The sequence below is a fragment of the Nocardia sp. CA-084685 genome, assembly GCF_050955785.1.
Lineage (GTDB): Bacteria > Actinomycetota > Actinomycetes > Mycobacteriales > Mycobacteriaceae > Nocardia.
This window is the reverse complement of record NZ_CP192094.1, coordinates 1,032,355-1,055,528: the sequence shown is the minus strand read 5'-3', so window position 1 is coordinate 1,055,528 and position 23,174 is coordinate 1,032,355. Positions and strand designations below refer to the sequence as shown.

At 64.2% G+C, this 23,174-nt stretch carries 25 protein-coding genes and 1 pseudogene; 10 read left to right on the top strand and 16 right to left on the bottom strand.

Annotated elements, in window-relative coordinates:
- Positions 1 to 2: 2 nt before the first annotated feature.
- Positions 3 to 1,310 (bottom strand): hypothetical protein, encoded by a 1,308-nt coding sequence (locus ACQP2U_RS04480; RefSeq protein ID WP_433713534.1) that lies wholly within the window; start codon positions 1,308 to 1,310, stop codon positions 3 to 5.
- 177 nt (positions 1,311 to 1,487) lie between these two features.
- Between ACQP2U_RS04480 and ACQP2U_RS04475 the strand changes: the two are divergent.
- Both ACQP2U_RS04475 and ACQP2U_RS04470 read left to right on the top strand, forming a co-directional pair.
- Positions 1,488 to 1,789 (top strand): annotated as a pseudogene (locus tag ACQP2U_RS04475) (alpha-ketoglutarate transporter); the annotation flags it as partial.
- A gap of 194 nt (positions 1,790 to 1,983) precedes the next feature.
- On the top strand, positions 1,984 to 2,649 hold the full coding sequence (locus ACQP2U_RS04470; RefSeq protein WP_397031501.1) for a response regulator transcription factor: 666 nt from the start codon (positions 1,984 to 1,986) through the stop codon (positions 2,647 to 2,649).
- Here the strand turns inward: ACQP2U_RS04470 and ACQP2U_RS04465 are convergent.
- From ACQP2U_RS04465 to ACQP2U_RS04450, 4 genes are all read right to left on the bottom strand, one after another.
- Positions 2,646 to 2,951, bottom strand: coding sequence for a hypothetical protein (locus tag ACQP2U_RS04465; protein WP_433713533.1), 306 nt, complete (start codon positions 2,949 to 2,951; stop codon positions 2,646 to 2,648). The genes ACQP2U_RS04470 and ACQP2U_RS04465 overlap by 4 nt on opposite strands.
- Positions 2,948 to 3,388, bottom strand: coding sequence for a hypothetical protein (locus ACQP2U_RS04460; protein ID WP_433713532.1), 441 nt, complete (start codon positions 3,386 to 3,388; stop codon positions 2,948 to 2,950). Before ACQP2U_RS04460 ends, ACQP2U_RS04465 begins: the two co-directional genes overlap by 4 nt.
- A gap of 431 nt (positions 3,389 to 3,819) precedes the next feature.
- Positions 3,820 to 4,101, bottom strand: coding sequence for an NUDIX hydrolase (locus ACQP2U_RS04455; protein WP_433713531.1), 282 nt, complete (start codon positions 4,099 to 4,101; stop codon positions 3,820 to 3,822).
- Between the two features lie 187 nt (positions 4,102 to 4,288).
- On the bottom strand, positions 4,289 to 5,200 hold the full coding sequence (locus ACQP2U_RS04450; RefSeq protein WP_433713530.1) for a cupin-like domain-containing protein: 912 nt from the start codon (positions 5,198 to 5,200) through the stop codon (positions 4,289 to 4,291).
- 240 nt (positions 5,201 to 5,440) lie between these two features.
- Here ACQP2U_RS04450 and ACQP2U_RS04445 point away from each other — a divergent pair, with 240 nt between their 5' ends.
- The 3 genes from ACQP2U_RS04445 (at position 5,441) to ACQP2U_RS04435 (ending at position 9,323) form a co-directional block, all read left to right on the top strand.
- Complete coding sequence (locus ACQP2U_RS04445) at positions 5,441 to 7,195, top strand: hypothetical protein (protein WP_433713529.1); 1,755 nt, start codon at positions 5,441 to 5,443, stop codon at positions 7,193 to 7,195.
- A gap of 42 nt (positions 7,196 to 7,237) precedes the next feature.
- A complete protein-coding gene (gene dtd / locus ACQP2U_RS04440; protein WP_433713528.1) occupies positions 7,238 to 7,669 on the top strand; it encodes a D-aminoacyl-tRNA deacylase in 432 nt (143 codons plus the stop codon).
- A 151-nt stretch (positions 7,670 to 7,820) separates the two neighbouring features.
- Entirely contained in the window at positions 7,821 to 9,323 is a 1,503-nt protein-coding gene (locus ACQP2U_RS04435; protein WP_433713527.1) for a hypothetical protein, read from the top strand.
- A gap of 63 nt (positions 9,324 to 9,386) precedes the next feature.
- Here ACQP2U_RS04435 and ACQP2U_RS04430 read toward each other — a convergent pair whose 3' ends face one another.
- The 3 genes from ACQP2U_RS04430 to ACQP2U_RS04420 are packed head-to-tail and all read right to left on the bottom strand — an operon-like array spanning position 9,387 to position 12,858.
- Complete coding sequence (locus ACQP2U_RS04430; RefSeq protein ID WP_433713526.1) at positions 9,387 to 10,670, bottom strand: glycoside hydrolase family 130 protein; 1,284 nt, start codon at positions 10,668 to 10,670, stop codon at positions 9,387 to 9,389.
- Entirely contained in the window at positions 10,670 to 11,680 is a 1,011-nt protein-coding gene (locus ACQP2U_RS04425; protein ID WP_433713525.1) for a glycosyltransferase, read from the bottom strand. The genes ACQP2U_RS04430 and ACQP2U_RS04425 overlap by 1 nt, the downstream gene beginning before the upstream one ends.
- Positions 11,677 to 12,858, bottom strand: coding sequence for a glycosyltransferase (locus ACQP2U_RS04420; RefSeq protein ID WP_433713524.1), 1,182 nt, complete (start codon positions 12,856 to 12,858; stop codon positions 11,677 to 11,679). The genes ACQP2U_RS04425 and ACQP2U_RS04420 overlap by 4 nt, the downstream gene beginning before the upstream one ends.
- Positions 12,859 to 13,103: 245 nt before the next feature.
- On the opposite strand from ACQP2U_RS04420, the gene ACQP2U_RS04415 reads away from it, so the two are divergent.
- The gene (locus tag ACQP2U_RS04415; RefSeq protein ID WP_433713523.1) at positions 13,104 to 14,195 is read left to right on the top strand and encodes a glycosyltransferase family 4 protein; all 1,092 of its coding nucleotides are present in this window, start codon (positions 13,104 to 13,106) and stop codon (positions 14,193 to 14,195) included.
- 17 nt (positions 14,196 to 14,212) lie between these two features.
- Here the strand turns inward: ACQP2U_RS04415 and ACQP2U_RS04410 are convergent, their stop codons facing one another.
- Positions 14,213 to 14,707 carry a DUF5994 family protein gene (locus ACQP2U_RS04410; protein WP_433713521.1) on the bottom strand — a complete coding sequence of 165 codons (495 nt, stop codon included), beginning with the start codon at positions 14,705 to 14,707 and terminating at the stop codon, positions 14,213 to 14,215.
- Positions 14,704 to 15,087 carry a DUF5994 family protein gene (locus ACQP2U_RS04405; protein ID WP_433713519.1) on the bottom strand — a complete coding sequence of 128 codons (384 nt, stop codon included), beginning with the start codon at positions 15,085 to 15,087 and terminating at the stop codon, positions 14,704 to 14,706. The genes ACQP2U_RS04410 and ACQP2U_RS04405 overlap by 4 nt, the downstream gene beginning before the upstream one ends.
- A 347-nt stretch (positions 15,088 to 15,434) precedes the next feature.
- On the opposite strand from ACQP2U_RS04405, the gene ACQP2U_RS04400 reads away from it, so the two are divergent.
- The gene (locus tag ACQP2U_RS04400) at positions 15,435 to 16,163 is read left to right on the top strand and encodes a TetR/AcrR family transcriptional regulator C-terminal domain-containing protein (protein WP_433713517.1); all 729 of its coding nucleotides are present in this window, start codon (positions 15,435 to 15,437) and stop codon (positions 16,161 to 16,163) included.
- Positions 16,164 to 16,174: 11 nt separating this feature from the next.
- Here ACQP2U_RS04400 and ACQP2U_RS04395 read toward each other — a convergent pair whose 3' ends face one another.
- Both ACQP2U_RS04395 and ACQP2U_RS04390 read right to left on the bottom strand, forming a co-directional pair.
- Entirely contained in the window at positions 16,175 to 16,507 is a 333-nt protein-coding gene (locus ACQP2U_RS04395; protein ID WP_433713516.1) for a DUF5994 family protein, read from the bottom strand.
- A gap of 46 nt (positions 16,508 to 16,553) precedes the next feature.
- Positions 16,554 to 17,240, bottom strand: a complete 687-nt coding sequence (locus tag ACQP2U_RS04390; protein WP_433716367.1) for a TetR/AcrR family transcriptional regulator C-terminal domain-containing protein — start codon at positions 17,238 to 17,240, stop codon at positions 16,554 to 16,556.
- Positions 17,241 to 17,510: 270 nt separating this feature from the next.
- Here ACQP2U_RS04390 and ACQP2U_RS04385 point away from each other — a divergent pair, with 270 nt between their 5' ends.
- The 3 genes from ACQP2U_RS04385 (at position 17,511) to ACQP2U_RS04375 (ending at position 19,314) form a co-directional block, all read left to right on the top strand.
- Entirely contained in the window at positions 17,511 to 17,684 is a 174-nt protein-coding gene (locus ACQP2U_RS04385; RefSeq protein ID WP_433713515.1) for a hypothetical protein, read from the top strand.
- A 19-nt stretch (positions 17,685 to 17,703) separates the two neighbouring features.
- Positions 17,704 to 18,930, top strand: a complete 1,227-nt coding sequence (locus ACQP2U_RS04380) for a fatty acid desaturase family protein (protein ID WP_433713514.1) — start codon at positions 17,704 to 17,706, stop codon at positions 18,928 to 18,930.
- A gap of 207 nt (positions 18,931 to 19,137) precedes the next feature.
- Positions 19,138 to 19,314, top strand: coding sequence for a hypothetical protein (locus ACQP2U_RS04375; protein WP_433713513.1), 177 nt, complete (start codon positions 19,138 to 19,140; stop codon positions 19,312 to 19,314).
- Positions 19,315 to 19,922: 608 nt separating this feature from the next.
- On the opposite strand, the gene map is transcribed toward ACQP2U_RS04375, so the two are convergent.
- From map to rplO, 4 genes are all read right to left on the bottom strand, one after another.
- Complete coding sequence (map, locus tag ACQP2U_RS04370) at positions 19,923 to 20,720, bottom strand: type I methionyl aminopeptidase (RefSeq protein ID WP_433713512.1); 798 nt, start codon at positions 20,718 to 20,720, stop codon at positions 19,923 to 19,925.
- 6 nt (positions 20,721 to 20,726) lie between these two features.
- Positions 20,727 to 21,272 carry an adenylate kinase gene (locus tag ACQP2U_RS04365; RefSeq protein WP_433713511.1) on the bottom strand — a complete coding sequence of 182 codons (546 nt, stop codon included), beginning with the start codon at positions 21,270 to 21,272 and terminating at the stop codon, positions 20,727 to 20,729.
- A complete protein-coding gene (gene secY, locus ACQP2U_RS04360; RefSeq protein WP_433713510.1) occupies positions 21,269 to 22,591 on the bottom strand; it encodes a preprotein translocase subunit SecY in 1,323 nt (440 codons plus the stop codon). The genes ACQP2U_RS04365 and secY overlap by 4 nt, the downstream gene beginning before the upstream one ends.
- A gap of 138 nt (positions 22,592 to 22,729) precedes the next feature.
- Positions 22,730 to 23,173, bottom strand: coding sequence for a 50S ribosomal protein L15 (gene rplO, locus ACQP2U_RS04355; RefSeq protein ID WP_062983140.1), 444 nt, complete (start codon positions 23,171 to 23,173; stop codon positions 22,730 to 22,732).
- Position 23,174 lies beyond the last annotated feature (1 nt).

Sequence of the window (23,174 nt, the reverse complement as noted above, 5' to 3'; positions counted from 1 at the left end):
GGCTATAGCGCAACTCGATCATCGCATGGACGTCTGTCGTCCAAAAGGTGAAATTCCGGCATGGTTGCGGTAACCGGCTCGGGCCGCCGATTCCCGGAATGGACTCGATTCGGTTGCGGCGCAAACAATCCGGCTGCGGAGAGCTGACGCATCGCGGCTTCGAGATCGGAATCGCGACCGAAGGCGTCGACCAACAGCTCTCGAGTGACCGCACCGCGCTCCGCGCCAGTCAGCAAATGCGCCACCGCGGTTCGTGTTCGGGTGCCCGGATCCCCCGACAGTAACCGGGCCACCGTCTCGACCACGGTGTGCGACTCCCAGATTTTCGGCATCGCCACACCACACTGCTGCACCGAGGGCGACTCCCCGCAGTACCACCGTTGCCCGTCCCACCAAAAGCAGAACGAGAGCAAGCCGACGGCCGCGCGCGGACTCAGCACCGCGTTGGTCACCCAATCCGGTGCCCCCGCATAGAGATTCGGCAGGCCTACGCCGCCGTTGTAGGCCGCATTCAATGCCGGTGCGTCCCACACTCCGCCCGAAAGCACGGCTCGACCGCCCGGCACGGTGTACAGCGTGGAGCCGCTACTGCCATTGCCGCCGCTCTCGAACCAGCCGTTCGATGGCACCACGCGCGGGCCGCGGTCGGAAGATACGGCAACGTGCGCCGCCGAAATCACCGCCCAGCGGGCCCATAACTGCGGGAAGGACGGCAGTTCCGGATCCACCGGCCGCGCGGTCACCCCGTGCGCCCGGTCGACGAGGGCAGCGGCCACGGCACGGCGCGGGCGGCGACACTGGCGGTCGCGGTGACCCATATAGGCCGCCAACCACACCGGTAGTCGCGGGCGTGGATACGCCGCCACATCGGCGCGATACGCCTCCGGGCGGAAGAGTTGGTCGGCCGGGAACGGGTCGTCACCGTAGTCGTAGTCGACCTCTACGTCACCATATGCGTTGGCCCGCAGCAACAGTCGCCACCAAGGCTCGGTGCCGGACGCGGCGATCTCGCCACGATACTGCCGCACCGATGCGAGTACCGACTCCGGGACCTCCAGACGTACCGGCCGGTGCTCGCCGGTGAACTCGACGCGCGCAGACTCGACGGTCACGGTCAATGCGAATACCGCATTCAGACGCTGCCAACCGCGTGGTGCGAGTTCGGCCAACTCGCTCGCGATGCGCGAAACCAACGTATCGGCGTACCGGCCGTGGTCGGCGACGGCATCCGCGCCGCCGATCTGTCCGTCGCGCCCGCCCGTAGCTCGACCGCCACCCCGCACGGAATCGCTACGCGATGCTCGAGTCATTGCTCTCGTTCCCTGTTCCAATACAATCGATGCACCGATCCGCGCTGTTGTTCGGCGCGCTCGCCATCGGTGTCATTTCCGATAGTGGCATGCGGGTCGGCCCCCGCATCTCGGTACCGATGGTGACTAGCTAAAGGGATTGTTAAGAATTCAAACCGCCTCCGACCAGGGCAATCTTTGACCCCGACCGGCGAATTGACGAGCGCAGAATTCGTCTCGGACTTTTTCGCCCACGTGCTGCGTGGCTCGCTCGGCAATCTCGCCGAGTGGTACGACTGGTATGTCCAGGCGGCGTTCAGCGTGTACTTCGCGCACAGCTTCATCCCGAAGGGCGATTCCACCGCACAGCTACTCAATTCGGCCACGGTCTTCGCGGGGGCTGCCTGGTGCGCCCGATCGGCAGCTGGATGCTCGGCCGCCGCAGTCGCCGTGCCGCGCTGACCCGCTCGGTGAGCGTGCTGGCCGAGGGTTCACTGTTACGTCGCGATCTGTATCGCGATCTCGTTGACGATCTACTACTTCGTGCGTGAGACCTCGACGAAATCCGCGTCGAACGCAGGACACGGCCGAGGACGTGGTGTCGACTGCTTGCAGGTCGCGCGAAAGGACCAGCTGAGCACGGCTATCCGCAAAACGCCTGCGCGTCGAAGCTTCGCTTTGCAAGGATCGGCGCGTGCGGCTTGTGCTGGTGGAAGACGATGACGGAGTCGGCGACGCGCTGCAGGCCGCGCTCACAGCTCGGGGCTACCTCGTCGACCGTAAGCGGCGCGGTGCCGACCTACTCCGCACACACCGCGACTACGACGCGGTGATCCTCGATCTCGGACTTCCGGATATGGACGGGCTGGAGGTATTGCGGCGGCTGCGTGCGGTCAGTGCGGTACCCGTGCTGATCCTCACCGCCCGGGCCGGTGAGCGCACCGTCGTCCTCGCGCTGCGCTCCGGCGCGGACGACTATCTGGTGAAACCGCCGCGAATCGCGGAGCTGGTCGCGCGGCTGGAGACGGTCACCCGTCGCGTCGTGATCCACACCTCCCCCGTGGAAGCGGTTGTGTCCCAAGATGTTCGGGTGGATCTGATGGCTCGGCGAGTCGAAGTCGCCGGAGTGCCGATCACGCTCACCCACAAGGAATTCCAGCTTGTTCGGATCCTGGCGGAGCGACCCGACACCGCCGTCAGCAGACAAGAGCTGATGGACCGCATCTGGGGCGACTCATCGGCCTCGGTATCGCGCGCGCTCGATGTGCATATGGCCGGATTGCGCGCGAAACTCGACCGGCCCGGTTTGATCGCCACCATCCGCGGTTTCGGCTATCGGTGGCGCACCGACGGATCCTAGCTCCGCACCGAACCGTGCCGCTGCTGGAAGCGCCGCTCGAACTCCACCGCGTAGACCGACGGCGCCACCGATGACGAAGATTGTTCCAGCACACCGTCATCCGCGACATAAAAGATCGCCCGACAGATCGAGATCTCACCGGGCTCGGTCGGCACGTACACCATCCAGCCGACCCTGATCCGGTCCGCGCGCGGGTTCTCCAGCGGATAGCCGGTGGTGTCCATGTTCTGATCCAGCACGAACTGGCGGACCTGAGCGATCGCGGCTTCCCGCGAGATCAGCTCCGGCAAGGTGATCGTCACACCGGCGAGGGTGAGTTGATAGAGGGCGCTGTCGATATCAAAGGTGCCGTCGTCACCGAAGACTTGGCGTTGGCGTCTTTCTCCCGGTTGGTGATGTTGGCGGGCGGGCGGATCGAGGAGGTGTAGCCGCTCGCACAGATGGTGCTGCCCAAAGTATCCGCAGTGACCTTGGGATTGGCCGCGCCTGGAGTACACACCGGATCGGGAAGCGGCTGCTCGCTGGCAGACTTGCCGAAATGGCAGCTGCCCTCGGCCGGTTGGGGCTGCACCGTATAGGTCCCCGACGGCCCCGGACCAACCGGGTCCCGCGCGGCCTCGTGCGCCGCGGGCGGATGCGGCACGACCTGGGAGATCGGTTTCGAATTCTGGTGTGAACAACCGGCTGTCAATAGCGGCACGGACATCAATGACACCAGTAGGAGCTTGCGCGTATTCATGACTTCCTTCGGCAGAACCTTCATCTTTACCCAATTGTCTGGTACTGCAGGCGATATGGCAGCGCGATATACTATTCATTCGAATAATGCTGGTATGCAGTACATTTGACGCACACATTGGCGAACGCGAATGCCTGCGCAGATCCCAGCGCCCGGTAGTCCACCATTCTGTGATCGCGTACTTTGATGTCCAGCGCTGCGTCGGGCGTAGTCGGCCGCGTCTGCGTATCGGACGGTTCCGTCGTTTTGTGGATGGCGACGGGATGCGCGGTACGGCAGCGCAATGGCCGGAGCGTGATCGTTGGCCGGCTGATAGTTTCGGTGGATTCAGTGCCAGAGCCCGTTACGGGCCTAGGTCCGTTGCTCTGCATGGTGTCGTAGCCGTAATCGCACCGTGGCGTGTACCGGCAACTCGGCTAGCTCGTCCAGGCTCAGAAACCGACCTCAGTGGATTCGTTGCTGACCGTGATCCGGCCGCCGACAACGCGGCCGTAAAACGTGATGTTGAACTCTTGGCGTATCTCGCCGTCCGCGGATTCGATGATGTGCTCGGGATCCGTGTAGATACCGAGTAGCCCGGTTATCTCGATATTGAGCCCGGATTCTTCCTCAGTCTCGCGGATGACGCATTGTTGATGGGGGCACGCGGGCGAGTCGGGGGGATCCGCCGGATATCCGTGGGACGGTGCGTGTGTTCGGTCGTACGGGGACATCGTTGGATCGTGGGAGGTGCCGTTGAGTCGTGAGATGGAAATGTTGGGGGTTGCGGATGCTCCGGTGTCGTTGGCGGCACAGGCGTCGTCGGCGGTACCGGCGCCGGCGCTTGGCAACTCATCCGTAGCTCGAACATGAACGGCAAGTGCCGCGCCAGCTACAGCGCCCACCAACCGCGGTTCGCGGTCACTTCGGCTTGCGGAACCTGCCCACGATGCTGTCGATAATGCGCAGCACACCGCGCACCGCCATCGGGAAGAAGGCCGCCTTCATGAATTCGAAGTAGCTCGGGTTGTAGCGGGCGACATACGAGATCGCCGGATCCACGGATTCGACCTGATGCCACCAGAACATCGGGATGTAGAGGATGTCACCGGTCTCGAGGACCACGTCGTAGTAGGACGCCTCGCCCAGCTTCTCGAAGCTGCTCACGTCCGGGTCGAATTCGTCGGGAAGCCCGGTGTAGGGGTCCGAAACTTTCATCGGTATCCGGCCGTACACATTGCGGTACTCATTCGGCGGGAACAGCCGGACCCGCTTGCGTCCGTGCAGCTGGATCAGCAGGCCGTGCCACGGGTCATTGTGCAGCGGTGTGAGGTTGCCCTGCTGGCCGATCCACACGCTGCTCGCCGCCGAACTCTGCTGCCGGGTGCCGACTCGCGCGGGCAGCTGATCGGCGAGTGGCTGCGGGTCCGCGGCGGCACGTGAGTAGTAGTTCTTACCCGGCGTCGGCTCGTCGAAGACGGCCGCCATGACGTCGCGGTATTCGAGCACCTCTACCGGCGATGTTTCCTGCGTGAACACATTGGTCGTACTGGTCAGCGCGGCGACCTTCTGGTCGCCATACTTCTCGCGCAGCGCCGCGGGCTGGAAATCCTCGAATACGGGCCAAGTCGTTGCGACTCCGCGGAATACGACCGGAGTCTGCTCATCGAAGACAGTCCCGAGTTTGAAATCCCGATCGGGTACGACCAACCCCCGCCGCCCGCCTTTCGACGGATTCACCACATCCCGAACGCTGCGACCGACCCATAGTGCGAAACTGGCCAGGAAAATAGGAGCCAGTGTGACCGGCCTCTCATCGTAACCCTTAGTCATATCCCCATGTCTTCTAAGAGAATTGGTGTAGCGGCTTGACTTCGGTTGCTTTTACGCAACCATCACCCCGTCATGAGCCGACCCTATCGACGGCCTCGAGTCTACCGCTGCGGACCGTACCCACATCTGGGAAGACCGTAACGCAGGTCATGGCCGAGCAAGTGGACCTCCCACAGACGGCAACAACGGGTGCGTGTCGGGACGCCTAGGGTCGAGGGGACGCCGATTTCAGGAGATATCGTGGCCGACTTGCCTTCGGACCCGTTGATTTCGCTGGTGACCGTGGCGGCTGAGCATATGGGGTACTCGTGCCTGGCAACTGAACCCGACGAGGTGCGATTGGTGGGGCCGCGCGGGGATGGGCCGCATTTCCTGTGGTTGCACAACCTGCGACGCAGGCTGAACGAGCAGCCGTTGGAGCAGTGGCCCGCGCTCATCGCAGATCATGTCGAGACATTCCTCGCGCGAGTGGATCTGGATTGCACCGATCCACTCGCTACCGACGAATTCCGTGCGGTGCGTGCACTTCTCAGGACACGATTCGCGTCATCGGACACCATTGCGGGTATCGACATCGTCGGCCGCTACGTCGCGCCGGGCATCATCGCGGTGGTGGTGATCGAGCAACTTCTCACCGCCGAGGCCATCACCACCGATCAGCTCCACCAGTGGCAGATCGACAGTACCGAGCTCTTCGAGCTGGCCGAGGCGAACACCCGCGCCGCCGGGCGCCTCGAGATCGAATGGCGCAACTACAACGATGCGCATTTCGCCATTCTGAGTGGCTCCGACTGCGCGAGTGCCCACGCGAACTGGCTCGGCGACTATCCGGTAATCGGAACCTACGGTGCGCTTTTCGTCGTCTCACAGGAGGGCAATGTCTACGCACATCCGATTGTCGGACCGAATGCGCTAACGGCGATGATCCTGCTTGGCAAGGTGGCCGCCAATACCTACCGCAGCGAGCCGCGGCCCATCAGTCCGGCGGTCTACTGGTGGGGCGACGGGAAGATCAGCCTGGCCGCCATCACCGAGGTCGATCCCGATCACAATGTCGAGGTGCGCCCGACCCCTGAATTCGAGGCGTTGCTGACCAGCCTGGCGGTGACCTGTGAGTTCGCGGTGGTACCCGCCAACGCCGTCGATACCGCGCTCGACGTACTCGAGCAGTACCAGCAGATGTGCACGGCACCGGACAACAGCGCGACCCCACCCGCCGTCGACGACCTCATCACCGAAATCAACCGCAACGGAGGCGCGGTCGGATTCATTGCGGCAGTGGCGGATTCACGTGGCGCCGTACTGCGCACCTGGGGACCGAACCGCGGCCAGCACCTGTTCGCCGTGCTGAAACTCACCAAGGATCGCGATCTCGCCGTGCTCGACGTCGAGACGGGGCACCTCTACGACCCCCGTGGACACCTCGACGTCCATGTGACCGTCGGCGACGGCCGGTCACTGCCCTACCTCACCCGCGAACTGCTCGACGACTTCGTGGTCGCGGCCGCCGACCCGGATGACCCGTTCCTGGTCGTCGCACGTGCGGAGGAGACCTATATCCGAACGCGCCGCCACGAGTGGGTCTACGAAATCGAGCACCGGGCCGGATCCGCGTCGGAACATTTTCGCGTATACACCTTGCGGCACAAGGTTGTTCGCGATGTCATCTGGGCGTGGGCCGGTGGCGATCCGTCGTGGACAGCCGCGGTGCGATGGCGGCGGGTCGATCCCACATCGCCCGGTATCGAGGCGGCATCCGGGGTGGAAATCCTGCAGGACGAACTGGCGTCTGCCGGTTCCGATCTCTCCCCCGACGCCCTCGCGCTCCTCGATACCTTTCTGACAGTCCGTGATACGCCGATCCCGTCGACGGATCTCGCTCCGATGCAGGACCTCGCGATCGATCCGGCGATCTTGCGCGATCTGGCGTCGTCACACACCGAAGAGGCACGGCCCAACGAAACAGCGAAACCCGACGACCCGGACGAGACCTGACAGAAGTCCGGCGCACCCACCTCCGGGTGCGAGGATCGATGCATGCGAGTACTGGTGCAGCGCGTATCCGCCGCGCAAGTGACCGTCGACGGCCAGACCGTGGGCCGGATCGATCCGAATCCGCAGGGCCTGGTCGCCCTGGTCGGCGTGACGCATGACGACACCGAGGCCACCGCGAAGGCATTGGCGGACAAGTTGTGGCGGCTGCGCATCCTGGCGGGGGAACGCGCCGCCGCGGATCTGAATGCGCCGATTCTCGTGGTCAGCCAGTTCACCCTGTACGCCGATACCGCCAAGGGACGGCGGCCGTCCTGGTCCGCGGCCGCTCCCGGCGCTGTCGCCGAACCGCTGGTCGAGACCTTCGCCCAAGCGCTGCGCGAGCTCGGCGCAACCGTCGCCACCGGGAAGTTCGGTGCGCACATGGAGGTTGAACTCGTCAATGACGGGCCCGTGACACTGCTGCTCGAGGGCTGAACACAACCGCTGTCAACCGGTCGATCTCGGCGGCAGCGGTCACCGGTGGATTGCCTGCTCATTCCGGCCATTTCTATGGCAAACTCGGTCGAGCAGAATGCGGCCGCTCGACGACCGTGGCGCGGAAGGGTAAGCGGGAGTTGAGGTCGCGATGGATCTGAGTGCACTCGAGCGTCGGGTAGCCGAGGATCGCCGGGCAGCGATCGACCGGACGATCGAGAACGAATTGCGTTTGGCCACTTCGCTGTGCGACCTCGCAAAAGGCCTGGTAGCGACGAAAAACGGGCCCGGCAGGGACCGGACGGCCGAGGCGCTCGCGCCATCGCAGGAATCCGTCGGTATCCGGCTGCACTGGCTCGCCGCCGGTCGCGTGACCGCCGAGTTCGCGGGCGAAGTCCAGGATGCGCTGCGCGTCTTCGAGCAGGCGACCCGACACATCGGTCACCGGGAACTCGCGGCGAGCACCATCCGCAATGCCTGCCATACCTACCGCCAGGTGTCGCGGACGCATCCGCAGGTGGCCGCGGTCTGCGCGGACGGGCTGTCGAAATGCGGCGTCTGGTTGTGTCGCCTCGACCCGAAGGCCGCCGTCGCCGCCAGCGAGGATGCCGTGCGCATCCGCAGCGCACTGTTCGCGGCGAATCCGGAGCAATCCGGAAAGTATCTCGCCAGCCTGAATATGCTGCTGCGTACGCTGATGGTCGGCCGCCAGCGCAAACAGGCCGTCGCGATGTACCGCGAGCGGTACTCGGCACTGACCTCACCGGAGATGACCGCGCGGCTGCGCGAAACCCGGATCGAGGATATCGATCTCACGAACAAGACCTTCACCGCGCTCACCAAACTCGAAGCCCGGACCTTACAGCGCGCCGGACATCTCACGCAGCAGCAGATTCTGTACCAAACCTCCGGTGATCTCGCCACGATCGAGGAGATCAACTGGAAGCTCGCGCTGGTCGGCTTGAAGCCGCTGGCTGCGGGCGCCCTACCCGATCCCCCTTCCCGGCCGGTGGAAATCGGTGCGACGTTCGGCGCGTTGAGTGTCCGCTGCAGCGCTCGCGACGCCCTCGCCCAGGTCCGCGCCGCGATCATCGCCGCCTACGCCACCGACAACGCGCGCCAGGTGGACCGCTCCGCCGTGCGCGGGGCACATGAAACCCACTGGCACACCTTCGACCCCGAACTGAATACGGCCGAAACTCTGGGCGATGATGTGGTGTTGATCGAACAGCCATACGGCGGTTCGGTTGTCGTCATGAGCTTGAACTGGGAGATGTCGCCGGTCGGCAAACATCCACTGGCACAGCACCTTTCCGCGCGCTGGCCGGTGATCAGCGTTACCGCCAACGAAAAAATGTCCTACGAGCTGTGCCGATACGAGGACGGTGTGGCCACCCAATACGCCGCGCTCGGCCGACCGAGCGGACAAGCCCCGCTCGATACACCATTGGCGCCCTTGGACTTCGCGGCCCTGGCCGACTACGGCGCGGACTACGCGTCCGAAACCCAAGTGCGTGCCGCTTTCGGCAATACCGATATGTTCGCGAAACTCACCCACCTGCCCGCCAGCGGCATCCGGCAAGCGGCACTGGCCATTCCGCTCGCCGACTACGGCGACAACGTCCTGTTCTTCCGCAAGTCGAGCGGGGGCTGAGAACTACCCCGACACCCTGTGCACGTCGAGAAGGGCCACTCCCGGATCCCGGTGCCGCCAGGTCTAAGCGATGAGCTGTCGGCGCAGAGCGGACAGGTCGACGAATGCGAATCTGATGGCGGAGTCGCCGCAGCCGTAGGGCAGCACCAGGGTGTTCCGGTGGACGAGCGCGCCGCACGAGTACACCACGTTCGGCACGTAGCCGTCGCGTTCGTCTTCGTTCGGGACAAGCAGCGGCTCGCGGAGTGCACCGATGAGTCGAGTCGGGTCGTCGAGATCGAGCAGGATCGCGCCGATGCCGTACGTGCGCATCGGACCGACGCCGTGGGTCAACACCAGCCAGCCGTTGGGCGTCTCGATCGGTGGACCGCAGTTGCCGAGTTGGATCAGCTCCCAGGAGTTGGTCGGTCGATAGACGGTGACCGGCGCACGCCACACACGAGTATCGGAAGAGCTGACCACACTGATGTTTTCCCGGTCCCACCGTGAGAGCATCAGGTAGCGGTTGCCGACCCGCCGCGGAAACAGTGCCATCCCTTTGTCTTCGGCCCCGGATCCGGCCAGCCGAGTGCTGACGAAGGTGCCGAAGTCGTTGGTGCGCAACAGCCGCGGCGCGATGTGCGCGCCGTCGAAAGCAGTGTAGGTGCCGTAGTAGGTAATCGTCCCATCCGCCTCGGTGAACCGGGTCAGCCTCGTGTCCTCGATGCCGCGGCTCTCGTCGGGACTCTCGGGAAACAGCACCCGCTCCGAGAGCGGGCGATCGGCGGGGAAGTTCACGGTGTAGTTGCCTGCCGCCGAGGCGGCGACCCGGCCGGTGTCCAGAAAGGGCGAAGGTTTGTCGAGGCGAACCGAATCATGGTGTGCGACTGTGCCGGTCCGGAACTCAACGCTCGAAAGGTGCCCCTCGCCCAGTGCGCGCACGCTCATGACGAACCGCAGCTCGCCCGCCGCCAGGCCGGATTGGTCCGGGTGCGCGACCATCGACGGATTGAACAGCGCCGCGGCTTCGACCGCGAACTCCTGGGTGAAATACGCGCCGATGAGCTGCCTGCGCGCCGGGGTCAGTGTCCCCCGCCGTGGCAGCAGATGTTCGACGAGCGCCGCATGCGTGGCGAATGTCGCGTCGATATCGCGGTGGCGATCGCCGAACCGGCGGCGCACGGAAGCCAGGCTGGCCAGCAGGTCCGCATCGGTGAGTGCGAGCACCCGGTCGATGATGGCCTCGGCGCGTGAAATCCCCTGTCCGAGAATCTCTTGGCCGGGCAAAAATAGCCTGGCCGAGACTCTGCTGGCATCCGGCACCAGCACCACGGCACTGCGCCGGATGAGATCGGCGGGGTTAGCCACTACCCGGCCAGCGTGAGTCGGCGTGCCTGTTGCTGCGTGGAGATCAACGCTAGCGTCGACTCGGCGCCCTGGTTCTCGTTCCGGCCGGTGTGCTCGAGTCCGTCGCAGCAGCCGCCGCTGACCGGGTCGATCAGGGGAGTGTCGACGTCGTTCGTGCCACGGAACCACGCCTCACACAGCAGTACCGCATCCTTCCACCGCTGGTCGCCGGTGTCGTCGTAGGCGCGGGCGCAGGCGTCCGCCAGGGTCGCGACCTCGATGGGTTGCTGGTCGAAGCCGGGCCGGGTTTCGCCGGTCACCCAGCCGTCGACGGGGGTGACCGATAAATGATCACCCGAGGTTTCGATCTCGAGTAACCAGCGCAGCATCGCGAGCCCATCGGCATAGACGCGGCCCTGTCCAGGTAGCAGTGCGCCGACCGCGAGCAGCGCTTCGGCCAGCACCGCGTTGGCATAGTGCAATCGCGGCTCGGGCCAGCGCCAGTCGAGACGGCGTGTCGGCGGACCGATCCGAGCGGAGGCGGCGGCCAGTAGCTCACGCGCTTGTGTGTTTCCCGGCTGGACACCCAGTACCTCGGCGGCGCCGAGTGCGGCGAAGGCCATTGCCCGGGGATACGGGGATCGCCCTTGTGCCCCGATGGTGAAGTGCGCCAATGCGATCTGCGCCAGATCGGGTCGGCGGGCGACGACGGAGCCGAGTGCCCATAGGGCGCGGCCCCAGTGATCTTCGAGGCTCGGTTCGTCCTGCCAACTCCGGTCCGTGCCGCGACGATTGTGGCAGGTTCCGTCCTCGCTCAGTGCCGCGACGATGAAGTCCAGATACACGGCGGCGTTGTCGAGTAATTGTTCGGTCGGCTCGGGCTCGCGAACGGCCACCACTAGTGCGCGCGCGACATCGTCGACACAGTAACCGTTTTCGATGCGGGGCGTGGTGAACCTCGAGTGTTCGAAGATGCCGCACTCGTCGCTGAGTCGGTAGAGGTGCGCGTAGGAGATGCTGATGGTATTCATGCCGTGGCCAGTTCCGTATCGGCGCGCAGCGTTTCCGCGGCAAGATCACGGTACTTCCGGCCTACCGAAGTCCACAGTAGGTCGGGTGCGATACGTTTCGCTTCGGCACCCATTGTGGCCGCGAGGCCCGGTTCGGTGATCACGCGGCGCAGCGCCGCGGCGATTTCGGTCGGTGATTCTCGATCGACCAGCAGGCCCGCGCCGCTCGAAAGCAGTTCTTCGGCATGCGGGAAGGGGGTCGATATCACCGGTTTGCCCGCCGCGACCGCCTCGATGAGCACGCCGGATGTCACCTGCTCGCGCGAATCATAGGGCAGCAGAACGACATCGGCCTGCCTGATGAGCCGGTACAGCTCGATGTTGGACAGGTAGCGGGCGTCGAAGTGCACGGCGTTGGCCACGCCGCGGCGCCGGGCGCGCTCGACGAGCCCGCTGCGGTAGGACTCACCCTGGCGCGCGAGCACTCTCGGATGCGTCTGTCCCACCACGCGGTACTGCGCGGCCGGTCGCAGGTCGGCGATGTGGGCCATCGCGTCGATGCCCCATTCGATGCCTTTACCCGCACCGAGCAATCCCCAGGTCAGGATTACCGGCGTGCGGGAGATCGGCTGGTGTTGATCGCCCGGCTGTCCGGAGCGATTGTCGGTGGCGCCGTGTGGAATTACCCGGACCTTGGCCGGGTCGACCGCGTAGTGGTCGATGAGTCGTCGACGGGCCGTATTCGTCATGGTGACGATGGCCGCGCAATTACGGGCGAGCTGCTCGAGGATCATCCGCTGCTGCGGTGTCGGAGTCACCAGCACTGTATGCAGCACGACAATGGCCGGAACGCGAAGGGCACGAACGATTTCGAGGACATCGACGCCGTCTCGCCCACTATAGATGCCATATTCGTGCTGGATGACCGCGATATCGAAACGGTTGAGCGCGATGGCCGCGGCGGCGGCACCGCGATGGTCGCTGCGCTCCCACTGATGTGCCACCTCGGGGGCCGGTGTCGGATCCGGACTGTCGACCACCGCGACGACGCCGACGGTAGGGCGGCGCCCGAAATCAACCGGCCCGAAACAGATTTCGCCGGGTGCGGACAATGCATCGACGAGCGCGGCGGTGAAGGTGGCCAGTCCGCACTGGGTCGGTGCGTAAGTACTCAGAACGCCAAAGGACCGAACCGACACTACGCCAGCCTTTCTGATTCGAGGCAGCGCCGACGGTGCCGCTGTCTGCAGCCACTCAACTGGCTGATCGTGTTGCGCTGAAGCGCTTGAGAATCCGCTCCGGAAAAAGACACGAAGGGATCGGCAACCAGGTCTCGATCATAACACTCGGGTCGGCAAAAATTAGTGTGATATGATCCCCGCATCCTGTTCGCCCACATCTGGGGCGACTCTCGGCGGTCTTGCCGCCAGTAATCGAGGAATATATGAGAATCGGCGTTATCGCGTCGGTCGCACACCGTACACCTCCGAAGAATTACGGCCCCTGGGAGCAAATCGCTTCGACGCTGGCCGAGGGGTTTGTCGCGCGTGGGCACGATGTCACACTGTTCGCAACGGCGGACTCCGCGACCTCGGCACGGCTGGTCTCCGCCGTACCGTCGGGTTACGAGGAGACGGCCGGTGCGGATGCGAAAGTCTTCGAAGCGCTGCACAATTCGACGGCATTCGCGCGGGCCGGGGAATTCGACATACTCGCCAACCATTTCGACTTCATGCCGCTGACTTACAGCAGGCTGGTATCTACACCGATGGTGACGACGATTCACGGCTTCTCCTCGCCGAATATTGTCCCGGTTTATCGAGAATTCGGTGACATCGCCCACTACGTGGCGATCACCGACGCCGATCGCGACCCAGATCTGCGCTATGCGGCGACGATTCATCATGGTATCGATCTCGCTCAGTTCACATTTCGGCCGGAGCACGGCGAATATCTGCTGTTTCTGGGCAGAATTCATCCGGATAAAGGGACGCACCTGGCGATCGAGGTGGCGCGGCAGGCCGGACTGCCATTGATCATCGCGGGCGTGATCCAAGACGAGGAATACTTCCGCACGGCGGTCGAACCGCACCTCACCGGCACCGATGTGACCTATCGCGGTCCGGTCGGCCCGGCAGAGCGGGACGCGCTACTCGGGGGTGCCCGCGCGCTACTGCATTTGATCGGTTTCGCCGAGCCGTTCGGTTTGTCGGTCGTCGAAGCCATGGCCACCGGGACACCGGTCATCGCGACACCATTGGGTTCGATGCCGGAGATCGTCCGCCACGGTCGCACCGGATTCCTTGTCTCCGATGTCGCGGGTGCGGTCGCGGCGGTATCGGATATCGGACGGCTCGACCGTTCCGCCTGCCGGGACGACGTCTTCGAACGGTTCACCGCTGATCGCATGATCGATGCCTACCTAGCTCTATTCGAGCGGGTCGTTCGAGATTGCGGACATCGCAAGGTATCGGCCGAGCCGGTAGCACAACAGTCCATCGGCTCGCCCGGACTGTTCTCGCACGCCGGACTGTAATCGACAGTGCGCCAGTGTTATTGGGTTCCAGCTCGGATGCCGAGTTGGTGCGGTGTTTCGGTTCGTGTCGACGACCGCATCAGACTGTTCGCTTGATCGGGCGGGGTGTCGGCAGGGATGACCAGCAGAGCCATATGAGTTCCGCCGGCGCCTACCAGATGCATGACATCGTTTGGTTGAGCAGCGCCTGGTCCGTGCAGTCGGATGCCGTCGTCGTGGTCGATGCGGCGTTGGGCGAGACTGACCGCGTTCCAACCGAAGCCGATTCGCACGGTCGAGCCGAGGCGTGGGGTGAGCACGCTGATCAGATCGTGCAGTTCGGCGGTGAGGTTGGCCGTCCACGGCCACCAGGCGCCGTCGACATGTCCGGCACTGGAGCCGGCTCCGCGCAGCAGCAGACGTGGTGTCCGGGTAGGTTTCCGGAACGGTTGCCGATCGAGCACGGGCGGGCCGGTGTTGCCGGTCATGTCGCGGTGATTGGTGATCGGGCGGTGTGCCTTGATGTGACTCATGATCTGGACTCGATTCCACTGGCGGCCATGGTCGCCGGTTCGGGCTTGACGGTCGCCATGAGGGCAGCATGTGCGACGTCCTCGGCGGTCGCCGATGGGATGACGCGGAGCACGATCAAGCCGCTGTCCCGGCCGAAGACGAACATCGTGTTCCACCGCTCGAAGCGATATGGATCGAGCCGGACCGTTCGGTTGTCGACGGTTATTTGCTGGGGTGCGCCCGACCAGCACGCGGGGTCATAGACGACGCGCCAGACCGGGCCGAGCCCCACTGATAGGACCGCCAGGAGATCTGGGAGTTCGGCGGCGAGTACGCCGGATCGGGGCCACCAGGCGCCATCGATATATCCGTCGCGTGCGGCCTTCGGCTTCAGTCTCAATCGAGGAGTGTATTCCGGCGGGACACGATGCCGAGCCGACGGTGAGCGGATCTTTTTCGGTGACATGACGGTGCTCCTGTTTCGGCTGTGGCGCCCGCCGATCGACGGGTGTCGCGGACGTGCGCGACGGTGCCCGCGTGCCGTCTGGACGAACAGTAGAAGTCGCGGCGACCGCGGGTGGCCGCTGGCGCCCGCGGACATGAGCACCGATCGGATGACGACGATGACGCAGATCCTCAGATCTGTTGGTTCTTCCAGTAGACGCCCATTATGACGTAATGTCAACGCTGTAGGTCTACGATCATGACCTACAGCGCAGACGCTGAGAAACTGGAGAATTCTTCGAGATGACCGAACCACCGACCGATCGCATGAACTCCCGATCCGGGCGGCCCGCGCCGGCCACCGCAGGCCGAGGCGGCGGTCCGGTGACCAGGGCGACGGTGCTGCACGCGGCGCTCGAGATCGTCGATCGGGACGGGATCGACGGACTCTCGATGCGGCGCTTGGCTGACGCGGTGGGGCGGGATCCGATGGTGGTCTACCGACATGTGGCGAATAAGGCGGCGGTGCTCGACGGTGTCGCCGAGGTCGTCTTCGCGCAATTGTCGATCGATGCCTCCGACGCGGACTGGACCGCTCAGTTGCGGCTGGTCGCCCGCGACTTCCGGCGCTTGGCACTGGCCCATCCGAAGGCGGTACCGCTGCTGGTGACCCGGCCGTTGGCGACTCCGTTGGGGCTGCGTCCTCGAGCGGTGGTCCGTCCGCTCGAGAACATCCTCGCGCTGCTCACCCGCGCCGGGTTTTCCGGTGCGGATGCCCTGCACATTTACCGTGCACTGTTCGGCTTTCTCTACGGTCACGTGCTCAACGAGCTGCAGGAGATCGTGGAGAGCCCCGAGGAAACCGACGAGGTGCTGCGCCTCGGGCTGCATCGGCTGCCCATCGCGGAGTTCCCGTTGCTGCGCGAACTCGCTCCGGCGCTGGCGGCCTATGACGGCGCCACCGAACTCGAACGAGGTCTCGATATTCTGCTCACCGGACTCGCGGCGACGCTGCCCAGCCAAGAGCGATGATCTTTTGCCGATCAGGCCACCGACCCGCCTTCGGAGTCCCAACGCTGCTGCGCCGCAATCGTTTCGATGTCAGCCGGGGTAACCACTACTAGCGTGAGCTGAACACCACTCACCCCGAGAACACCGAGCGTATGCCGGGCCTTGTGCCGGTAACCGTCGAGCCGCACCAGTCGCCCACCACTGCGGAGTTTCCTTGGTGCTGCGGCCCATTCGTCGAGGTGATAGATCACTCGATGGATCGGGCCGAGTCGGGTCGCGACCGACGTGAGCAGATCCGGTAGTTCGACCACGAGGTCATTGCCGCGCGGACGCCATACTCCGTCGACCGAAGGGGTTGAGTCCATGGTGAATTCGAGTTCTTGTCGCAGCCGACGAGGATTGCGTGGAGGTCTACCCGAGTCGGTTCGGGTCAGCTGGTGCATCATGGTCGACGCTCCCTTCTCGGTCGCGTGGCGGGCGGGTCATAGTGGCGGTCAGGCCAGTGAGCAGAATGTCCAGGCCTCGTTCGAGTTCGACGACGCCGTCGTAGGCTGCCAGGTCGGTGGCGAGACCGCGTAGCAGTGGGAAGTCGCCGATCGGCAGGCGGTGCAAGCCCAGGCGCAGCAGGTCGGTCGCTTCTTCGGGGCGTTCGACGAGTTCCTGTCGTTCGTTGAGGATGTGGCCGTAGAGAAAGCCGAACAGCGCGCGGTAGATGTGCAGCGCATCGGTGCCGCTGAATTCGGCACGGGTGAGCAGCGCGAGGATGTCCTCCAGCGGACGCAGCGTGCCTACCGGTCGGAGCCCGAGTGGGGTGGCCAGCGGGTGGGTGACCAGCAGCGGAACAACATTCGGGTGGTCGACCGCGAGACGGCGGAAGTCGCGTGCGATGCTGCGCAGCTGGTGGCGCCAGTCGTGATCGGCGGTGTCGACGGTCAACTGCTCGAGCACGATCTCGGCGACCCCGTCGAGCAGCGCCGCCTTATTCGCGGCATGCCGGTAGAGCACCATGGGGTCCCGGCCGAGGGCCGCGCCAAGGCGTCGCATCGAAAGCCGCTCGATGCTGTCGCGGTCGATGATCTCGAGCGCGGCCGCCAGCATCGCGGCCCTGGTCAGTGGAGCATTCCCGGCGTTGGCGCGGTGCGCGCTGACTGGATTCTTGGGGTAACCGACGGGTCCTTCCCTGATTCCGTTCATCTGATTCAGCGCCTCTCGATGAAGACAGCACAACTGTTAACGATGTAAGCCTACGCCGTAGACAGGCGGCGTAGATAGGGCTTAAGCTGTGGATATACCGGATCGCGCAGCGGCCGGTCGGGCGGTTTCGGCTGTCACCATCGACGCCGCGCATCCGGAGACAGGAATATTCCGATGACGATCGAAGACAGGGTCGCGCAGCAGATTCGGGCACTCCGCACAAGGTTGCGAAGGCTACTCGCCAAACCGGACGAAGACAGTCGGCGTCGGACCGACATCGGCGGCAAGCGCCCCAACGACATAGTCGAACGCCTCTCGAGATCGCTGCGGGACGCATTCAAACGCTGACCCGATCGGGGGCATGAGGATGGCAATCACACAGGTCGCGGTCTACGCGCATCTGACCGCGGCCGATATCGAGGCACTCGGCGACGAGCTCGATGCGATTCGCCGCGATATCACCGATCAGCGCGGCGCACGGGATGCGGCCTACATCCGCCGCACGATCGCCTTCCAGCGGGCACTCGACGCCGGGTCGCGGCTGATGATCGCGCTCAGTCGCAAGCGGACCGGTTGGATCGTCGGGACTGCCGGATTGGCGATGGCGAAGAGCATCGAGAACATGGAGATCGGCCACAACGTCTGCCACGGCCAATGGGATTGGATGAATGACCCGGAAATCCATTCCAGCAGTTGGGAATGGGATATGGCGGGTCTGTCGTCGCAGTGGCGCTATTCGCACAACTATCGCCATCACGTCTTCACGAATGTGCTCGGCATGGATGAGGACATCGGATTCGGCGTCATACGTGTGACCCGCGATGACCGTTGGCGCCCAGGGAATCTGCTGCAGCCGTTGCTGAACCTAGTGCTGGCGGCCACCTTCGAGTGGGGTATCGCACTGCATGGTAACGACTCCGAACACCTCCGCGCGGTGACCCCGGCCCAGAAGACGATGCAGACCAGAGCGCTCCTCGGCAAGGTCGCCAGGCAAGCCGGCAAGGACTATCTGCTGTTCCCCGCGTTCAGCGGGCGGCGCTGGCGGCGCACCTTGGCTGCGGATACCAGTGCCAATGTCCTGCGCAACCTATGGGCCTATCTAGTGATCTTCTGCGGGCATTTCCCCGACGGCGCAGAGAAATTCGCGCCGACCGTCCTGGAAAACGAGACAAAACCGGAGTGGTATCTGCGCCAGATGCTCGGCACCGCGAACTTCGACGCGGGCCGGGTGCTGGCCTTCCTCAGCGGCAACCTCTGCTACCAGATCGAACACCACCTGTTCCCCGACCTGCCGAGCAACCGCTACGCCGAGATCTCCCGGCGCGTGCGCGCACTGTGCGACAAATACGACCTGCCGTACACCACCGGTCCACTACTGCGCCAATATCTGCTGACGCTACGGACCATCCACAAACTGGCGCTGCCCGACAGCCTGCTGATCGCCTCCTCGGACGACGCACCCGAAACCGCATCCGAACATAAGTTCAAGGGCATCGATTCGTCCACGGTCGTCAACACCGACCGGACGCCGGGACGTCGCGGGCTGCGCACGGCGTTACGACGACTAGCGATCAATCGGGCGCTAGTCCGCTAATTAGCTTCTCCCGCAGTTATCGACTGCGAAAATGCACGTCCAGCAACGGGTCTCGTCGACTACCATCGGCACGCGCTGTGGCTCGACCGCGACGACCCACTGGACCTGATCGCCGGTATGCGCGCCGCGATCCTGCCCCAGCTGGAAGACCCAGCACCCGGCCGTCCTGTTCTTCCGCGGCAACGGGAGTTAACCGGATACTTCCCAATGGGTTTCGGAGCGGTCGGGCAGGGCCTCGATCGCGAACCGCACGGCAGGCGGGAAGCCGCTGACGGCGAATTCGACTTTCCCCTCCGCACCATGGTCATCCGCGCCGTGCGACGACCGGCCGATACGGCGGCACCGCAGGCGGATCGAGTCGCAATGCGCTCGGCGGACGTCTAGCGGAAGCCGCTACTTACGCGCGGCGCCGTGCACCCACTGCACCGGCCCTGAGCAGTGCGGAGACCGGATCAGACGGCCGCAAAGGCCAACCGTCGGATCACGGTTCGCTGCGGAACTGCGCAATCCCACAAGGGAATTCGAGTAGCTATCTACTCGGGTACGCACCCCTGCCCCGGTCATACGCTTCTTCCATCGTCGAAGTGCGTTACGAATCGGAGGAGAAATCATCGCCCCTGTGATTGCGGTCGATCCCCTGGATTACCCCCGAATGCGGTAAGACGCACGAGCGCGGGTGCAAGGAACGACGTCACCGATCCAGCGCAAGCTGGGTAACGTCAGGTTCGGGCGGCGGACGCATTGTGTCCGAAGCCGTTGGGTACCAGACATTTACGACCTTCGGGCGTCGGTGCGGCTCGGCTCCTCGCCGCGAGGTCACCGAACTCGGAGTCGGATAGGGTTGCCGCCGCACACGGCACAATGTGGGCCGAATCGCACAACACAGTCGAGCTACAGACCCAACTGTAGGCGTAGCGCCCGATCGAGTTCGGCCGCAATAGTTTCGAGCGGTCGGCCCGACCGTACCTGTTCGGCTCGAGCCTTCGAGGCTCTTACTCCGGACGAACCGTGAGAATCCGCGGCCCATCCTCGGTAACGGCGACCGAATGTTCCCAGTGCGCCGCCCGACTACCGTCCACCGTCACCACGGTCCAATCATCGTCGAGTACCTTTGTCTGCGTCGTGCCCAACGTCAACATCGGCTCGATCGCGAGCACCGATCCGACCACGAGTTTCGGCCCCTTACCCGGCGCACCCTCGTTGGCCAGGAACGGATCCATATGCATCTCCCTGCCGATGGCGTGCCCACCATAACCGTCGACGATGCCGTAGGACCGACCGTGCTCCTTTTCGGCCGCGCGTGTACCGATTTCGATGGCATGGGACACATCGGTCAGCCGGTTGCCGGGCAGCATGGCTGCGATACCCGCCTCCATCGACATCTTGGTGGCATCGCTGAGCAGCTGATCGGCCTCGATGATCGTGCCCACACCGAAGGTCCAGGCCGAATCACCGTGCCAGCCTTCGAGAATCGCGCCGCAGTCGATCGAGACCAGATCACCTTCGCTCAAGATCTCCGACGAGGTCGGAATCCCGTGCACCACACGGTCGTTCACCGATGCGCAGATCGACCCCGGAAAGCCGTGGTAACCCTTGAACGACGGCACGGCGCCCGCGTCGCGGATCACCTGCTCGGCGATCTCGTCCAGTTCCAGGGTGGAAACACCGGGCTTGGCCGCCGCGCGCACCGCGACGAGCGCGCGGCCGACAATCGCACCGGCCGCCGCCATCGCATCCAGTTCGCCTGCCGTCCGGAACGGCACGACCTTCTTCTTGCGGTTGAAGACCATCCGGCCTCAGTGTCCCAGGGCGCGCAACGCGCGCGCGTTGACCTCGTCGATCTCACCGACACCGTCGACCGAGACGACCAGACCGTCGTAATGCTCCAGCAGCGGCTCGGTCTCCTCGCGATACACCCGGAGCCGGTTGCGGATCACATCCTCGTTGTCGTCCTTGCGGCCGCGCGCCATCATCCGGGCGACCACGGTGTCCTCGGGCACAACGAAGCAGAGCACCGCGTCGAGCTTCTTGTCCATATCCGCGAGGATCTTCTCCAGCGCGTCGGCCTGATCGACCGTGCGCGGGTAGCCGTCCAACACAAAGCCGTTCGCGGCATCCGGCTCGGCGACCCGAGCCTCGACCATGCGGTTGGTCACATCGCTGGGCACCAGATCGCCCGCGTCGATGTATTTCTGCGCCTCCCGGCCCAGCGGCGTCTGGGCGGTGATATTGGTGCGGAACAGGTCCCCGGTAGAGATGTGTGGGACACCCAGCTTGTCCGACAGGAGGTCGGCCTGAGTGCCTTTGCCGGCGCCCGGCGGTCCGAGCAGTACAAGTCTCACTTGAGGAACCCTTCGTAATTTCGATTCATCAGCTGGCTTTCGATCTGCTTCACGGTGTCCAAGCCGACGCTCACCATGATCAGCACCGAGGTGCCACCGAACGGAAGGTTCTGGGTGCCACCGGACGCGCCGATATCGAGGAACAGGTTCGGCAGGACGGCCACAAGACCGAGGTAGATCGAGCCGGGGAGGGTAATGCGGCTCAATACGAAATTGAGGTAGTCGGCGGTGGGCCTACCGGGACGATATCCGGGAATGAACCCACCGAACTTCTTCATCTCGTCCGCGCGTTCCTCCGGGTTGAAGGTGATCGCGACATAGAAGTAGGTGAAGAACACGATCAAACCGAAGTAGATCGCGATGTAGGCCGGGTTGCCCGGGTTCACCAAGTATTTCTGGATGATCTCCTGCCACCAACTCTGGTCGGTGGCATTCTTCGAGGAGGTCAGCTGCGCAACCAGGTTGGGCAGATACAACAGTGAAGAAGCGAAGATCACCGGAATGACACCGGCCTGGTTGACCTTCAGCGGCAGATAGGTCGAAGAACCGCCGTACATCTTGCGGCCGACCACACGCTTGGCGTACTGCACCGGAATTCGGCGCTGGCCCTGCTCGACGAAGATGACCGCGGTGACGATCGCGAATGCGGCCACACAGACCAGACCGAAAACCAGTCCGCCGCGGTTGTCCAGAATGTTCTTGCCCTCGGTGGGGATGCGCGCGGCGATACCGGCGAAGATCAGCAGCGACATGCCGTTGCCGATGCCGCGCTCGGTGATCTGCTCGCCGAACCACATGACCAGTGCGGCACCGGCGGTCATCACCAGCACAATGATCACCATGCCGAAGATGCTGGTATCGGCCAGGATGTCCTTCTGGCAGCCTTGCAGCAGCTGGCCGCGGGCCGCCAGCGCGACCAGACCCGTGGCCTGCAGGATCGCGAGCGCGATCGAGAGGTATCGGGTGTACTGCGTCATCTTGTTCTGGCCTGATTGGCCTTCTTTACGCAGTTCTTCGAAACGCGGGATGACAACGGTGAGCAGCTGGATGATGATGCTCGCGGTGATATAGGGCATGATGCCGATCGCGAAGACCGACAACTGCAGCAGCGCACCACCGGAGAACAGGTTGATCAGCTGGTAGATGCCTTTGGAATCACCGCCGGAGACCAGGTCTATACATTCCTGGACGTTCTTGTAATCGACACCGGGGGACGGCAGCGAAGCACCCAAGCGGTACAGCGCGATCAACCCCAGCGTGAAGAGAATCTTCCGCCGTAAGTCCGGAGTCCGGAAGGCCGATACGAAGGCGGAAAGCACAGATCCTCCTGGCGAACGACATGGTCATGCCACGGATATAGAAAACCCATGACGAGGCTTGGCAGACAACAATTGAACTCTAACAGTGGCACCGGACGAGCTCTTCACTCGTCCGGTGCCACTATCTGCAGAGTACCGTCAGCCCAGCTCGGTGACAGTGCCACCGGCCGCGGTGATCTTCTCCTTGGCGGCGCCGGTCACCTTGTCGACGGTCACCTGGACCGCGACGCCGATCTCGCCATCGCCGAGAACCTTGACCAGCTGGTTCTTGCGAACCGCGCCGGCGGCCACCAGCTCCGCCTTGCCGACCGCGCCGCCCTCGGGGAACAGCTTGGCGATCGAGCCGACATTCACGACCTGGTATTCCACGCGGAACCGGTTCGTGAAGCCCTTGAGCTTGGGCAGCCGCATGTGAATCGGCATCTGCCCACCCTCGAAGGCGGCTGGGACATTCTTGCGAGCCTTGGTGCCCTTGGTACCGCGGCCCGCGGTCTTGCCCTTGGAGCCCTCACCGCGACCCACCCGGGTCTTCTCGGTCTTGGCGCCAGGAGCCGGACGCAGGTGATGCAACTTGATGGTCATG